The 13,132-nt window shown below is 71.4% G+C and carries 14 protein-coding genes; 7 read left to right on the top strand and 7 right to left on the bottom strand.

The window, feature by feature from the left end; translation table 11 throughout:
• Positions 1 to 11: 11 nt before the first annotated feature.
• Positions 12 to 944, bottom strand: a complete 933-nt coding sequence (locus AC5L3X_RS03235; RefSeq protein WP_494854978.1) for an inorganic phosphate transporter — start codon at positions 942 to 944, stop codon at positions 12 to 14.
• 168 nt (positions 945 to 1,112) lie between these two features.
• On the opposite strand from AC5L3X_RS03235, the gene purU reads away from it, so the two are divergent.
• Positions 1,113 to 1,964 carry a formyltetrahydrofolate deformylase gene (gene purU, locus AC5L3X_RS03230; RefSeq protein ID WP_189127702.1) on the top strand — a complete coding sequence of 284 codons (852 nt, stop codon included), beginning with the start codon at positions 1,113 to 1,115 and terminating at the stop codon, positions 1,962 to 1,964.
• Positions 1,965 to 1,982: 18 nt separating this feature from the next.
• Here purU and AC5L3X_RS03225 read toward each other — a convergent pair whose 3' ends face one another.
• Genes AC5L3X_RS03225 through AC5L3X_RS03215 form a run of 3 tightly spaced genes read right to left on the bottom strand, consistent with a single transcriptional unit; the run spans position 1,983 to position 5,192 of the window.
• Positions 1,983 to 2,333, bottom strand: coding sequence for a VOC family protein (locus AC5L3X_RS03225; RefSeq protein WP_189127701.1), 351 nt, complete (start codon positions 2,331 to 2,333; stop codon positions 1,983 to 1,985).
• Positions 2,334 to 2,337: 4 nt separating this feature from the next.
• Positions 2,338 to 3,129, bottom strand: coding sequence for a helix-turn-helix domain-containing protein (locus tag AC5L3X_RS03220; protein ID WP_494854976.1), 792 nt, complete (start codon positions 3,127 to 3,129; stop codon positions 2,338 to 2,340).
• Between the two features lie 8 nt (positions 3,130 to 3,137).
• Positions 3,138 to 5,192, bottom strand: coding sequence for a prolyl oligopeptidase family serine peptidase (locus AC5L3X_RS03215; protein WP_494854974.1), 2,055 nt, complete (start codon positions 5,190 to 5,192; stop codon positions 3,138 to 3,140).
• Between the two features lie 283 nt (positions 5,193 to 5,475).
• Between AC5L3X_RS03215 and AC5L3X_RS03210 the strand changes: the two genes are divergently transcribed.
• The 3 genes from AC5L3X_RS03210 to AC5L3X_RS03200 all read left to right on the top strand — a co-directional run bounded on the left by AC5L3X_RS03210 (position 5,476) and on the right by AC5L3X_RS03200 (position 7,084).
• Positions 5,476 to 5,982, top strand: coding sequence for an HNH endonuclease (locus AC5L3X_RS03210; RefSeq protein ID WP_189127750.1), 507 nt, complete (start codon positions 5,476 to 5,478; stop codon positions 5,980 to 5,982).
• 77 nt (positions 5,983 to 6,059) lie between these two features.
• Complete coding sequence (locus AC5L3X_RS03205) at positions 6,060 to 6,860, top strand: GNAT family N-acetyltransferase (protein ID WP_494854972.1); 801 nt, start codon at positions 6,060 to 6,062, stop codon at positions 6,858 to 6,860.
• A 14-nt stretch (positions 6,861 to 6,874) separates the two neighbouring features.
• Positions 6,875 to 7,084, top strand: a complete 210-nt coding sequence (locus AC5L3X_RS03200) for an FmdB family zinc ribbon protein (protein WP_189127697.1) — start codon at positions 6,875 to 6,877, stop codon at positions 7,082 to 7,084.
• Positions 7,085 to 7,161: 77 nt separating this feature from the next.
• On the opposite strand, the gene AC5L3X_RS03195 is transcribed toward AC5L3X_RS03200, so the two are convergent.
• The 3 genes from AC5L3X_RS03195 to AC5L3X_RS03185 form a co-directional block, all read right to left on the bottom strand.
• Positions 7,162 to 7,668, bottom strand: coding sequence for a helix-turn-helix transcriptional regulator (locus AC5L3X_RS03195; RefSeq protein WP_494854970.1), 507 nt, complete (start codon positions 7,666 to 7,668; stop codon positions 7,162 to 7,164).
• Between the two features lie 142 nt (positions 7,669 to 7,810).
• The gene (ilvD, locus tag AC5L3X_RS03190; RefSeq protein ID WP_189127695.1) at positions 7,811 to 9,649 is read right to left on the bottom strand and encodes a dihydroxy-acid dehydratase; all 1,839 of its coding nucleotides are present in this window, start codon (positions 9,647 to 9,649) and stop codon (positions 7,811 to 7,813) included.
• A 271-nt stretch (positions 9,650 to 9,920) separates the two neighbouring features.
• On the bottom strand, positions 9,921 to 10,745 hold the full coding sequence (locus tag AC5L3X_RS03185) for a nuclease-related domain-containing protein (RefSeq protein WP_494854969.1): 825 nt from the start codon (positions 10,743 to 10,745) through the stop codon (positions 9,921 to 9,923).
• 140 nt (positions 10,746 to 10,885) lie between these two features.
• Between AC5L3X_RS03185 and AC5L3X_RS03180 the strand changes: the two genes are divergently transcribed.
• Genes AC5L3X_RS03180 through AC5L3X_RS03170 form a run of 3 tightly spaced genes read left to right on the top strand, consistent with a single transcriptional unit; the run spans position 10,886 to position 13,000 of the window.
• On the top strand, positions 10,886 to 12,292 hold the full coding sequence (locus AC5L3X_RS03180) for an amidase (RefSeq protein WP_494854967.1): 1,407 nt from the start codon (positions 10,886 to 10,888) through the stop codon (positions 12,290 to 12,292).
• A gap of 52 nt (positions 12,293 to 12,344) precedes the next feature.
• A complete protein-coding gene (locus tag AC5L3X_RS03175; protein ID WP_494854966.1) occupies positions 12,345 to 12,635 on the top strand; it encodes a hypothetical protein in 291 nt (96 codons plus the stop codon).
• 2 nt (positions 12,636 to 12,637) lie between these two features.
• Positions 12,638 to 13,000 carry a TPM domain-containing protein gene (locus AC5L3X_RS03170; RefSeq protein WP_494854965.1) on the top strand — a complete coding sequence of 121 codons (363 nt, stop codon included), beginning with the start codon at positions 12,638 to 12,640 and terminating at the stop codon, positions 12,998 to 13,000.
• The last annotated feature ends 132 nt before the right edge of the window (positions 13,001 to 13,132 follow it).

The raw sequence follows: 13,132 nt of genomic DNA, 5'->3' as shown, positions 1-13,132 counted from the left end.
CCTTTCGCCGCTCATGTCCTGGCCAGGATGAAGGCCACGAGGCCGGCCAGCAGGGCGCTCGCGGGGAGCGTCAGCATCCAGGCTACGACGATCTTCACGGCGGCGTACCAGCGGACCCGGCCACCTCCCTGGGCCACGCCGGCGCCGATCAGACCGCCGGCGACGGCCTGGGTCATGCTCACCGGCATGCCGATCAGGGCACAGCCGATCACCGCGACGCCCGAGGCCAGCTCGGCCGCCACGCCGTGGAGGGGACGGGAGACGATGATCTCGCGGCTCAGCGTGCGTCCCGCCTTGGGCAGGCCGTACAGGGTGCCGATCCCGAACAGGAGCGCCACCAGCGCCGTGTACGGCAGCGGCGCGTCCGAGAAGCCCAGCGCGATCATGAAGATGGCCAGCATCTTCTGCCCGTCGTTGGCGGCGTAGGCCACGGTCTGCAGCAGGAAGCCCGCCCAGTGCCAGTGCCCCAGCCCGCGCGCCGAGGTCAGCTGGACCAGCAGCCGCGTCATCACCCAGGCCAGCAGCCCGCCGACGAAAGGCGCGGCCAGCCCGAAGAACAGCACCAGCGCGACGGAGCCGCCGGACACGGGCAGCCCCCAGCCCAGCCCCGCGCCGGTGAGACCGCCCACGATGGCCAGGGTGAGGCTGGTCGGACGGCCCCTGGAGCTCAGCACCATCACCACGACCAGCGACGCCAGCACCGCGATCGTCATCGCCGTCTTGCCGCCCGGCCCGTCGAACGTGGCCAGCCTGTTGACGAACGTCAGGGCCACCGCGTGGGTGGCCAGCGGCACCAGCGCCACCATCACGACGAGCGCGGCGATGCCGGTCACGGGACGCACTGTCGGGAGCTTGAGCCCGGTGGCCAGGAGCGCGCCCCCGTCGTTCATGCCTGACACGAACGCGAACAGGGAGGCGACCGCGATCAGTATGGCGAGGTCCACGGGCGCCCGCTTCCTCTCTCCCGGCCGACCATCCCATCATGGCCCATGCCGGGATCGAACAGGCGACGGGTAATCTCGTACTCACCGGCGGCCCGGTGGTGACGCCGGGTAACCTGCCCGGATCAGCCCGGGCGACGCCCCTCCGATCCATGTCCGCGAAAGTGAACCATGACCTCAGCCGAGTACGTCCTGACCTTGTCCTGTCCCGACCGGCCGGGTGTGGTCGCCGCGGTCTCCGGGCTGCTCGCCGGGCACGGCGGCAACATCATCGAGAGCCAGCAGTTCGGCGACCGGGTCGAGCAGCGGTTCTTCATGCGGGTGCAGTTCGCCTCGCCGCTGTCGGAGGACGAGCTCCGGGCCGCGTTCGCCGCGCTCGCGCCGGAGTTCGGCATGGAGTTCGAGCTGCGCGACGTGGCCAGGAGGCCGCGGGTGCTGATCATGGTGAGCAGGTTCGGCCACTGCCTCAACGACCTGCTCTACCGGGTCCGCTCCGGCAGCCTCGACATCGAGATCGTCGCCGTCGCCTCCAACCACCCCGACCTGCGTCCGCTCACGCAGTCGTACGGCGTCGACTACCACCACCTGCCGATCAGCCCCGAGACCAAGGCCAGGCAGGAGGCCGAGGTGCTGGCGCTGGTCGAGCACTACCAGGTGGATCTGGTGGTGCTGGCCCGCTACATGCAGGTGCTGTCGGAGGATCTCTGCGCGAAGCTGGCGGGCAGGGCGATCAACATCCACCACTCGTTCCTGCCGTCGTTCAAGGGGGCCAAGCCCTATCACCAGGCCCACAACCGCGGTGTCAAGCTGATCGGCGCGACGGCCCACTACGTCACGTCCCACCTGGACGAGGGCCCGATCATCGAGCAGGAGGTGGCCCGGGTCAACCACAGCCACTCGCCCGACGACCTCGCGGCCATCGGGCGTGACGTGGAGTGCGTGGCGCTGGCCAGGGCCGTCAGGTGGCACTGCGAGCAGCGGGTGCTGCTCGACGGCCACAAGACCATCGTCTTCCCCCGCTGACGGCCGCTGGGCCCCGCTTCAGGGCCGGTACGTCCCGAAGTACCAGACGTTGCCGAAGGGGTCCTTACAGGCGTACTCCCGTGACCCGTAGGGCTGGTCGACGAGATCCATGGTGATCTCGGCCCCCGCGGCCCGGGCCCGGTCCAGGTGCGCGTCCGGGTCGGCCACGGCGATGTAGACGCCGGGCCCGCCCGGAGCACCCTCCCCGATCATGATCATGTCGTTCTCCACGAGGAGCTCGGCGTGGGTGACGACCCCCTCGTCGTTCTTGGTCACCTCGTGCGCCCGGAAGCCGAACGCCGAGGTCAGAAAGTCGAGCGCGGCCGGACAGTCGTGATAACGGGCGAGTGCGTAGACGGTTCGCTGCATGACCTCAGTCTGCGCGCGGCGGCTTGCCGGGTCTTGGACGAATCTGACCGGGGGTCAGGCCGCCCAGCGTCCTGAACTCGCGGTTCAGGTGCGCCTGGTCGTAGAAGCCGCACGAGGCGGCCACCTCGGCGATGGGGACGCCCGCCCGCACCAGCCGGGCCGCCCGGTCGAAGCGGATCACCCGGGCAGCCGCCTTGGGCGTCAGCCCGACCTGGTCGTGGAAGCGGGCGACGAGGTGGCGATGGCTCCAGCCGAGCGAGTCGGCCAGCGACGACACCCTGAGGGCGCCGCCGGAGCCGACCAAGCGCGCCCACGCCCACGGCACCTCGGGACCGAGCTCCGGGCCCGCCAGGATGCGCCGCGTCAGCAGCCGGTCGGCCAGCGCCAGCCGGTCGCGCCACGACGGCGTCTCGGCCAGCAGGGTGACGGCGTCACGGGCCCACCGTCCCAGTACGTCCTCGGCCGGCACCACCACGTTGGCCAGCTGCCGCATCGGCAGGCCGAACAGCCGCCGCGCCCCGAACGGGGTGAGGAACACCTGCACGCCCTCGGTCGGCTCGCTCGTGCGGGTCACCGTGAACCGGTCGCCGAGCCCGCCGGCGAACGAGGTGAACAGCCGGCTGGCCACCTCCGTCGGCGCGCCGAACCCCAGGATCAGCACCGCCCCCGGCATGGCCGCCTCGCTCCGCGTCACCGGCCGCCCGTAGTGCTCGCGATAGGCGGTCAGCCGGGTGACGTAGGGTCGCAGAGCCGGGCCGGGGGCGGCCTCGACCATGGCCGGCCCCAGCGCGTTCATGCCTTGGACTATAGGCCGGTGTGCCTGGCCAGGAAGGTGAGGGTGTCGGCCGACAGGTCGACCGTGCGGCTCACCGAGCGGGCGCCGTGGCCCACCTCCGTCTCGTTGCGCAGCAGGATCGGCCGGTCGGACGTGGAGGCGTGCTGCAGCGCCGCGCACATCTTCCACGCGTGCGACGGATGCACGCGGGTGTCGGACTGGAAGACGGTGAAGAGCGTCGCCGGGTAGGCGACCCCCTCGCGGACGTGGTGATAGGGGGAGTAGGCCCGCAGCCAGCCGAACTGCTCGGGGTCGGCGGCGGAGCCGTACTCGACGTTCCAGGTGGCGCCCAGGCCGAACAGCTCGAACCTGATCATGTCGAGCAGCGGCGCGGAGCACGCGACGGCGGCGTAGAGCTCCGGGCGCTGCGTCAGAGCGGCGCCCACGAGCAGGCCGCCGTTGGAGCCGCCGGAGATGCCCAGCTGGGCGGGCGTGGTGACGCCGGTCTCGATGAGGTGCTCGGCCGCGGCGTGGAAGTCGTCGAACACGTTCTGCTTGTGCGCCAGCATGCCCGCTCGGTGCCAGTCCTCGCCCTCCTCGCCGCCGCCGCGCAGGTTGGCGATCGCGTAGACGCCGCCCGCCTCGACCCAGGCCAGGATCGACGCGGAGTAGCCGGGGGTCATCGACAGGCCGAAACCGCCGTAGCCGTACAGGATGGTCGGCCGCGGCCCCTCGGCGTCGACGGGCGCGATCACCAGCATGCGCACCGGCGTGCCGTCCTTGGAGCGGTAGACGACCTGGGAGGTGCGCACCGGCGGCACGTCGACGGCGCCCGGTGAGGCGGCCCAGAGCGTGGTCTCGCCCGTCCTGGCGTCGTAGCGCTGGATCGTCGGCGGCGTGACGTTGTCGGTGTAGCCGAACCACGCCTCGTGACCGCCCTCGGGCCGCTCGGAGATGCCGCCGATGGTGCCCAGGCCGGGCGTGGGGACCTCGCCGAGCCGCTCGCCCGTCTCCAGATCGTGGACGGTGATCTCGCTGATGGCGTGGCGGGTCCAGCCGACCAGCATGACCGGCCGCTCCAGGTCGTCGAGGATGGCGAAGTCGGACAGCACCGCCTCGGGGTCCTCGGGGATCAGGTCACGCCAGGCGTCGGCGCCGGGCGTCGCCGGGTCGGTGACGCAGACCCGGGCCCGCGACGCGTCACGGTCGGTGTGCACGTAGAGCCTGCCGTCGCGGCCGAACACCAGGCCGGTCTGGGCGTCGACGCCCTCCTGCACGACCCGCAGCTCGGGCCGGTCGGCCGGCGACGCCTCCAGGTCGGCCACCCACAGGTCGTTGCGTGGGGCGGTGCCCTCGCTGGCGGAGATCTGCAGCCAGCGGCCGTCACGCGACACCGAGACGCCGTAGTAGTTGGTCATCTTCAGGCCCTCGCCGAAGATCATCACGTCGTCCTCGGTGGACGTGCCGACCCGGTGCAGGTAGACGCGGCGGTGGAACTGCGCCTCGTTCTCGGGCACCTCGGTGCGCGGGAGCCGGCGCACGTAGTAGAACGCCCCGCCCCCGGGCAGCCAGGCGATGGGGGAGTAGCGGCAGCGGTCGATCGGACCCTCGATCCGGACCCCCGTGGCCACGTCCAGGAGGTAGAGGACCGACTCCTCGTCACCCCCCACCGAGAGCTGGTAGGCGAGCAGGCGCCCCTCCTTGTCGGGCTGCACGGCGTCGAGCGTGGTCAGGCCCGACGGGTCGATCGCCATCGGGTCGATCAGCGCCCGCTCGGTGCCGTCGGGGTCGACGACGTAGTAGACCGCGTGCTCCTGGTCCGGAGTGCGGCGGCTGAAGAAGTGACGGTCGCCGCGCCAGACCGGCGTGCCCACCGAGCCCGACCTGAGCAGCTCGCCGATGCGCTCCTTGAAGCGCTGTCGCCCGGACTCCCGCCGGAAGAGATCGGCCTGCGCGAGCAGCCAGCCCTTCGTCTCGGGACTGTCGGGATCCTCCAGCCACCGGTACGGGTCCGGCACGGGGGTCTCGTGCAGGAGCTCGACGGTTTCCTCGCGGCGTGCGGTTGGGTAAGGCTCACGGGTCATGTCCCGAACCCTACTGGCAGCGGGGACGCGTAAAGCCTGGGTGATACGGGCATAAAACGTATCGTGCGTCCCTCTGGTCATTCCGGCTGGAGGTTATGGGGTGGCGGGGACCACGCTCGAAACGCCAGACTTGGTGAGAAGGACGGTGCCGTGGTGTCGATCCGCTGGACCGTCCGGCGGAGGTCCACGTGACGGAAGCGTCCATGCCCCAGGAGGGGCCGACAGCCGGGACATGCCGCGGCATGTCCCCCTTGATACGCCCGCAGCGGGAAGAGGCACGATGATGCGCCAAGTCCTGCTGCTCAACGCCACCTATGAGCCACTCACCACGCTTTCGCTGCACCGCGCGATCGTGCTCGTGCTGCGGGAGAAGGCCGACGTCGTGCACCGTGACGGCCGGGGCGCGGTCCTGCGCTCGGCCAGCCGCACGCTCGACGTCCCCTCGGTGATCCGGCTGCGCAGATACGTCCGCATCCCCTACCGCTCGCGCATCCCGCTGACGAGGGCGGCGCTCATGCGGCGCGACGACTACCGCTGCGCCTACTGCGGCCAGCGGGCCGAGACGATCGACCACGTCGTGCCCCGGTCCCGTGGCGGTCCCCACACGTGGGAGAACTGCGTGGCCTCGTGCACGACCTGCAACCACCGCAAGGCCGACAAGTTCCTGGAGGAGCTGGGGTGGACGCTGCGCGTCGCCCCGGCGGTGCCACGGGGCGCTCATTGGCGGCTGATCGGTGCCTCACTCATCGGTGACCCGCAATGGGCGCCCTACCTCGAAGCGGCGGCCTGACCTCCGGGCCCGGATCCGGCTGGATCCGGGCCCGATGACGTTTGCCGCCGCGAGCCGGCGGCTGGCAGGATCCACGCATGTGGAGCTTCACCGCTGACGTCGAGGCCTATGCCCGAGCCGCCGAGCCGTTCCTGCTGGCCGACCCGGTGCGCAACACGGTGCTGCTCACCGTCCTGGCCAATGTGCGGGCGGGCATGCCGGCCGAGGGGGCCTGCTTCGGCTGGTGGACCGACGAGGGCGAGGTCCGGGGCGCCGCCTTCCGTACCCCGCCGCACCCGGTCGGGCTCGCCCGCATGCCGGTCGAGGCGATCGGACCGCTGGTGGCGGCGCTGGACGGCGCGATCCCCGAGGTCGTCGGGCCGGTCGATCTCGTCGGCGCGGTCACCGAGGCGCTCGGCCGCACCGGCGACGTCCGCGCCGAACGCCTCTACCGTCTGGAGACGCTGACCCCGCCCGACGTGCCGGGCCGGGGCCGGCCGGCGACGGCGGCCGACTTCCCGCTGCTGGTGAGCTGGATGCAGGCGTTCGAGACCGAGGTGCGGCTGACTGGCGGCGCCGACACGGTCGCGAGGGTCCAGCGGCGAATGGCCGCGGGGGAGCTCTTCCTGTGGGACGACGACGCGCCGGTGTCGCTGGCGGCGGTGTCGCCGCAGGCGGGCGGGGTCTGCCGCATCGGGCCCGTCTACACCCCGCCGTCGAGCCGCAGGCGAGGCTACGGCGCCGCGGTGACCGCCTTCGCGAGCCGGACGGCGCTGGACGAGCGGTGCGAGGAGGTGGTGCTCTTCACCGATCTGGCCAATCCGACGAGCAACGCCGTCTACCAGTCGATCGGATACCGGCCGGTCGCCGACTACGCGCAGGCGACGTTCCCGCTCTGACGTAATCTGTGCCCATGCCGCGTTACGACTTCCGCTGCCGCGCCTGCGGCTCCACGTTCGAAGTGTCCCGTCCCATGTCGGCGTCCGACGACCCGGCCTCCTGCCCGGAGGGCCATGACGACACGGTCAAGCTCCTCTCGACGGTCGCCATGACCGGTGGCGCCGCCGCGCCCCGGCCCGCGGGAGGCGGGGGCGGCTGCTGCGGCGGCGGCTGCTGCTCCTGACCTGGTGTTTCTGGCCCTGCTCGGCAGTGACGCCCTTCACCGCCGAGCAGGGCGACGCGCGTGTCCCCGGGGTGGGCTCAGATGGCGCGCTGGAGGGCCTTGGGGCGCTTGCGCCGCTGGAACGGCAGAAAGCGGTCGGCCAGGTGGGGCCTGGAGGGAGACAGCGTGGGCTCCACCGCGATGATCCGGTCGAACCTGAACGCCCGGATGCCCCGGCGCATCCGGCACACCCCCACCAGATACCAGTATTCGCGGTGGACCAGACAGGTCACCGGCTCCACGTCACGGCTGGTGACCTGTCCGGAGGCGTCGCGGTAGTGAAGACGGATCATGAGTCTGCTGGTGATGGCGTCGGCGATGAGCCTGGCCCGGGCGGCGATCTCCACGGGCAGCGGCTCGGTGAGCGTCGCGAGGGTGGTGGCGATGACCTCGTCGTCGAGGTCCAGATGCTCGAACACGTGCTGCAGGCCGCGCCGGGCGGTGACGGCCTGGGGGCCCGATCCCAGATGGGCCAGGGAGAGGGCGAGGGCGGCGATCTCGGCGGTCGTCAGCGGGCGGGTGGTGGGCTTCACGACTGTAGCCATACCCACACAATAGAGATGGCCACTGACATTTTTCGAAAACGTGTACGGCAAGCAAGGTAACCCTGCCCTCGCCGTACAGGTCGGACGGCGAGGGCGGAGAGGGCGGAGAGGGCGGAGAAGGCCGGGCCGGCGGGCCCGACGGTCAGCGGGAGAGCTGCGTCAGATCGCGTGAGGCGCCCGTGGAGGCGGACGTGGTCATGGCCGCGTAGGCCTGCAGGGCCACGCTCACCGGCCGGTGACGGTCACGCGGACGGTAGCCGCCGAGGTCGGCCAGCAGCCGCTCGCGGCGCGCGGCCAGCTCCGGCTCGGGCACCCGCAGCTCAAGGGTCCGCGACGGGATGTCGATGTCGATGATGTCGCCGTCCTCGACCAGCGCGATCATCCCGCCCTCGGCGGCCTCAGGAGAGGCGTGGCCGATCGACAGCCCGGACGTGCCGCCCGAGAAGCGCCCGTCGGTGACCAGCGCGCACGCCTTGCCGAGACCTCTGCCCTTGAGGAACGAGGTCGGGTAGAGCATCTCCTGCATGCCTGGCCCGCCCTTGGGCCCCTCGTAACGGATGACCACGACGTCGCCCTCGCGCACGCGGTCGCCGAGGATGCCCTCGACCGCCTGCTCCTGCGACTCGAACACCACCGCCGGCCCGCTGAACTTCCAGATCGACTCGTCCACGCCGGCCGTCTTGACCACGGCGCCGTCGCGGGCGATGTTGCCGTACAGGACCGCGAGGCCGCCGTCGGACGTGTAGGCGTGCTCGCGGTCGCGGACGCAGCCCTCGGCGCGGTCGAGGTCGAGGTCGTCCCAGCGGTTGTCCTGGGAGTAGGGCTTCACGGTGCGGACGTTGCCCGGGGCCGCGTGCCACAACTCGACGGCCTCCGGCCGCACGGTGGGCGAGCACGGGTCCCACTCGGCGAGCAGGGAGCCGAGCGTGCCGCCGTTGACCGTCGGCACGTCGCGGTGGAGCAGCCCGGCCCGGTCGAGCTCGCCCAGGATGGCGGGGATGCCGCCCGCCCGGTGGACGTCCTCGACGTGGTACTTGTTCGTCGCGGGCGCCACCTTGCACAGGCACGGCACCCGCAGCGAGATCTCGTTGATCTCCTTGAGCCCGAAGTCGACGCCCGCCTCGCGCGCCGCGGCCAGGATGTGCAGGATCGTGTTGGTGGACCCGCCCATCGCCACGTCGAGCGCCATCGCGTTCTCGAACGCCTCGTGGGTGGCGATCGAGCGCGGCAGCACCGACTCGTCGTCGTCCTCGTAGTAGCGCCGGGCGATCTCGACCACCTGGCGGCCGGCGTCCTGGAACAGCCGCTCTCGCCGCTTGTGGGTGGCCAGGATCGTGCCGTTGCCGGGCAGCGCCAGGCCGATCGCCTCGGCCAGGCAGTTCATGGAGTTGGCGGTGAACATGCCGGAGCACGACCCGCAGGTCGGGCAGGCGTTCTCCTCCATCTCCAGCAGGTCGGCGTCGGACACCGACTCGTCCGCCGCGGCGATCATCGGGTCGATCAGGTCGAGCTTGCGGCCCGGGGTCTTGCCGGCCTCCATCGGCCCGCCGGAGACGAAGATCGTGGGGATGTTCAGCCGGAACGCGGCCAGCAGCATGCCAGGCGTGATCTTGTCGCAGTTGGACACGCAGATCAGCGCGTCGGCGCAGTGGGCGTTGACCATGTACTCGACGGCGTCGGCGATCAGCTCGCGCGACGGCAGTGAGTAGAGCATGCCGCCGTGGCCCATCGCGATGCCGTCGTCGACGGCGATCGTGTTGAACTCGCGCGGGATCGCCCCCGCCTCGCGGATCGCCTTCGCCACCACGTCGCCGACCTCGCGCAGATGCACGTGGCCAGGGACGAACTGGGTGAAGCTGTTGGCCACCGCGATGATGGGCTTGCCGAAGTCGCTCCCCGCTACGCCGGTCGCCCGGAGCAGGGCCCGGGCGCCGACCATGTTCCTGCCGTGGGTGACCGTACGTGACCTGAGGGCGGGCATTGAGCTTCTCCCATCGCTAGCGAGTCTTCCCATGGTACGGCCACCGCCCGGGTGCTGAGACGCCCGTCCACGGCGTGGACACGGCGCCCGGGCCGGCTCCATGGACGCGGGCCAGAGGATGGACCCGAGCCGGAGAAAGGACGCGCGCGAGAACATGGGCGAACGCCAGACGGGCTCCCGCTTGGCGCGGAAGCCCGCCGGAAGACTGGACGACCTCAGGGTGGGTGGGCGACCTCAGGACGTGCCCGGCCGCGCGGGCCGGGCGGTCGGCTCAACCCTCGCCGTATCGCGCGGGCAGCACCTGAGCCGCGATCTCGTGGAGCCGCTCGATCTCGGCATCGGTGAGGGCCCGCTCGCGCTTGGTGATCCACTTGCGGGCGCGGGCGCCCTCGTAGACGTCGACGCCGCGGATCGTCATGATCTTCCACGGTACCGGGGGCCCGTAGATGGCCAGCGACGGCACGACCGAGATCTCCCGCCCGAACGACTTGCTGATCAGCTCGCTGGCCTGGGTCGCCTCCCACTTCGCCTCGGTGAGGCGGGGTTTCATGTCGAAGGGACCGTGGAAGAGCTTCTTGCCCATCTGCACACGGACCGGCAGCCGCTTGTCCCACTTCTCGGAGTCGACCGCGTAGACGCCGGTCGGCCCCACGACCAGGTGGTCGATCTGGGCGTCGCTGCCGGGGATCGCCCTGGCGTGCAGGGTGCGGTAGCCGTTGCGTTCCAGCTTGCGGAGCTGGGCCTCGGTACGGCGCTCGGCGACGGAGGCGCGACGCCAGGCCGGCACGGTCGAGTTGGACCGTGCGCGGTAGACGGCGTCGAGGATGGCCGCGATCACGCCCGCGCTCACACCCACACGCCAGTCGAGCGCCAGGAATCCCACGACCAGGCCGGCCCCGAGTGCCAGCAGCGCGCGGTTGCGCACCTGCCGGAACCGGCGTTGCTGGAGCACGCTGCGCAGTGAGGCGCGCTCGACAGGCGCGTAGGTCGAGGCGGGTGCCGCTGGTCGCGCGGTGGTCTGGTCCGCTTCGGGGCGGTCGCTCACCCAGATGGGTGAGGTGTTGGGACCGTCTTCTCGCTGGTGGTCGGAGTCCACGTAGATCACCGTAGCCCGTGGTTCTCGTCGTTTCCTAGTCTTGCCCTGTCCATAGTTTTATGGCCCAGCTCACTGTGTTCCACGCCCGTTTTCCGGGTATCTATTACGTTCCTCGCCGGAGATCCCTACGCTGAGGCAGCGTGCGAGACCTTCACGAGCTTTCGGCTCTCGAGCAGGCGCAGGCGATCCGTGACCAGGAGATCTCGCCGGTCGAGCTCACCCAGCACTACCTCGATCGGATCGAGCGCCTCGACCCGCACGTCGGCGCGTACGTGACCGTGACCGCGGAGAGGGCACTCGACCAGGCCCGCCGCCTGGCGAAGGAGCTGCCAGACGGACCGCTCGCCGGAGTGCCGATCCCTGTCAAGGATCTTAACCTGGTCAAGGACGTGCCGATCATGTTCGGGTCGGCCACCTACCGGGAGTTCGTCGCGCCCCTGGACGACACGGTGGTGGAGCGGCTGCGCGAGGCCGGCACCGTCATGCTGGGCAAGACCGCGACCCCCGAGTTCGGGCTGCCGTGCTACACCGAGACCGACCTGTCGCCGCCCGCCCGCTCGCCCTGGGACACCAGCCGATCCGCGGGCGGGTCGAGCGGCGGAGCGGCGGCCGCCGTGGCCGCCGGGCTCGCCCCCGCCGCCCAGGGGAGTGACGGCGCCGGCTCGATCCGCATCCCCGCCTCGGTGTGCGGTCTGTACGGCATCAAGCCCACCCGGGGCCGGATCAGCTTCGCGCCGATCATCCCCGACCTCGCCGGACTGTCCACCAACGGCCCGATCGCGCGCACGGTCGCCGACGCGGCGGCGCTGCTCGACGTGATGGCCCACAACAGTCCCGGCGACACGTTCCTCGCGCCGCGGCACGAGGGCACCTTCCTGGAGCGGGCCGGCCGCGACCCCGGGCGGCTGCGCGTCGCCCGTTACGCCGACCCCGTGGTGCCGGGGGCCGAGGTCCACCCCGACGTGCTGGCCGCCTACGACGAGGCCAGCGACACGCTCGCCGCGCTGGGCCACGAGGTCGTCGACATCGCCCGGCCGTACGGGCCGGACATGGTGCCGCACTTCATCACCATGTGGTGCGCGTTCGCCTGCATGCATCCCGTCGCCGACCACCAGACGGACCTGCTGCGGCCGATCACCGCCTGGCTGCGCGAGCGCGGCTTCGCCACTCCCGCCCCGGCGTTCCTGCAGGCCCAGGCCGCGCTCCAGCTCGCCTGCCGGGCGGGGGTCGCGGTGACCGACGGCTACGACGCCGTGCTCACCCCGACGGTCACCCAGCCGCCCGTGCCGGTCGGCTGGTTCGAGGACGTGGCGGACGCCGAGGAGACGCTCGAGCGCATGAGCAGGTTCGCCACGTTCACGGCCGTCTACAACGTCACCGGCCAGCCCTCGGTGAACCTGCCGCTGCACTGGACGGCCGAAGGGCTGCCGATCGGCGTCATGCTGGCCGGGCGGGTCGGCGACGAGGGCACCCTGATCTCGCTGTCGGCACAGGTGGAGGCCGCCAGGGGCGGATTCTGGGGCGACCGGCGGCCACCCGTCTGGTAGCTCCCCGCAGACGGGTCTGGCCGGACGGGCGAAGCCGGATTACGTTCGTGGTGTGAACGGCGCGCAGGAGACTCTGGTCCTCCTCATCGGGATGTCACTGGGACTGTTCGTGCTGATCAGCCTGCTCGTGATGGCCCCTGGCAGGAGCCCGTCCCACCGGGCCACGACCGGCCCGGTGTGGCTGGGCGGTCCCGGCCGCGGGGAGCACGGCGTGAGCACCTCCGGCCTCGTGCTGGACGACCAGGTGCCGCGCTGGGCGCCGGTCCCCGAGTCCGACTGGCTCGACGCCGCCCGGACGGCCGAGCCCGGTGGCCGCACCGGCGGCGCCTCGGCGGGGTGGTGACGATGCGCCTGCTCAGCACGGCACAGGCCGACGACGTCAGGAAGGCGCTCCTGGTCGCCGAACACCGCAGCGGCCTGAGGTTCGGCCTCTTCGTCGGCCCGCCGGAGGGTCCGCGGCGGCACTTCGCCGAGCGGCTGCACGCCGTGTTCGGGGACGAGGCCGACGACGCCGTCGTCATCCTCGTCGACGTCGCCGGGCGGGGCGTGGAGATCGTGACCGGGGCCGGCACCAGACGCCGGTTGACCGATGCGTCCTGCCGGCTGACCGCGATGTCGATGGCCACCGCGTTCAGCGTCGGCGATCTGGTGGGCGGCCTGCTGTACGGCATCAGCGCCCTGGGCGAGCAGGCCACGGCCAGACGGTAGGCGGCCGGCTAGCCGCAATGCCGGGTAGTTAAGGTCCTGCGAAGTGTGTTGAGGTGGATCGGCGTGAAGGTCCTCACATGAGAACGGAGATCCAGTAGAACGGGTGATCTTCTACCACCGCCCGCACAGAAC

The organism is Nonomuraea sp. CX421 (genome assembly GCF_059358955.1).
The sequence above is the reverse complement of the archived record's forward strand: the minus strand, read 5'-3'. Positions and strand labels throughout refer to the sequence as shown.

Excerpts from the sequence above, each read along its gene's own strand:
- AC5L3X_RS03210 (WP_189127750.1), top strand. The coding sequence starts at position 5,476 with ATGCGCCAAGTCCTGCTGCTCAACGCCACCTATGAGCCACTCACCACG.
- purU (WP_189127702.1), top strand. The coding sequence starts at position 1,113 with ATGACCTCAGCCGAGTACGTCCTGACCTTGTCCTGTCCCGACCGGCCG.
- AC5L3X_RS03205 (WP_494854972.1), top strand. The coding sequence starts at position 6,060 with ATGTGGAGCTTCACCGCTGACGTCGAGGCCTATGCCCGAGCCGCCGAG.
- AC5L3X_RS03195 (WP_494854970.1), bottom strand. The coding sequence starts at position 7,668 with ATGGCTACAGTCGTGAAGCCCACCACCCGCCCGCTGACGACCGCCGAG.
- AC5L3X_RS03170 (WP_494854965.1), top strand. The coding sequence starts at position 12,638 with ATGCGCCTGCTCAGCACGGCACAGGCCGACGACGTCAGGAAGGCGCTC.
- AC5L3X_RS03215 (WP_494854974.1), bottom strand. The coding sequence starts at position 5,192 with ATGACCCGTGAGCCTTACCCAACCGCACGCCGCGAGGAAACCGTCGAG.
- AC5L3X_RS03220 (WP_494854976.1), bottom strand. The coding sequence starts at position 3,129 with ATGAACGCGCTGGGGCCGGCCATGGTCGAGGCCGCCCCCGGCCCGGCT.
- AC5L3X_RS03200 (WP_189127697.1), top strand. The coding sequence starts at position 6,875 with ATGCCGCGTTACGACTTCCGCTGCCGCGCCTGCGGCTCCACGTTCGAA.
- AC5L3X_RS03225 (WP_189127701.1), bottom strand. The coding sequence starts at position 2,333 with ATGCAGCGAACCGTCTACGCACTCGCCCGTTATCACGACTGTCCGGCC.
- ilvD (WP_189127695.1), bottom strand. The coding sequence starts at position 9,649 with ATGCCCGCCCTCAGGTCACGTACGGTCACCCACGGCAGGAACATGGTC.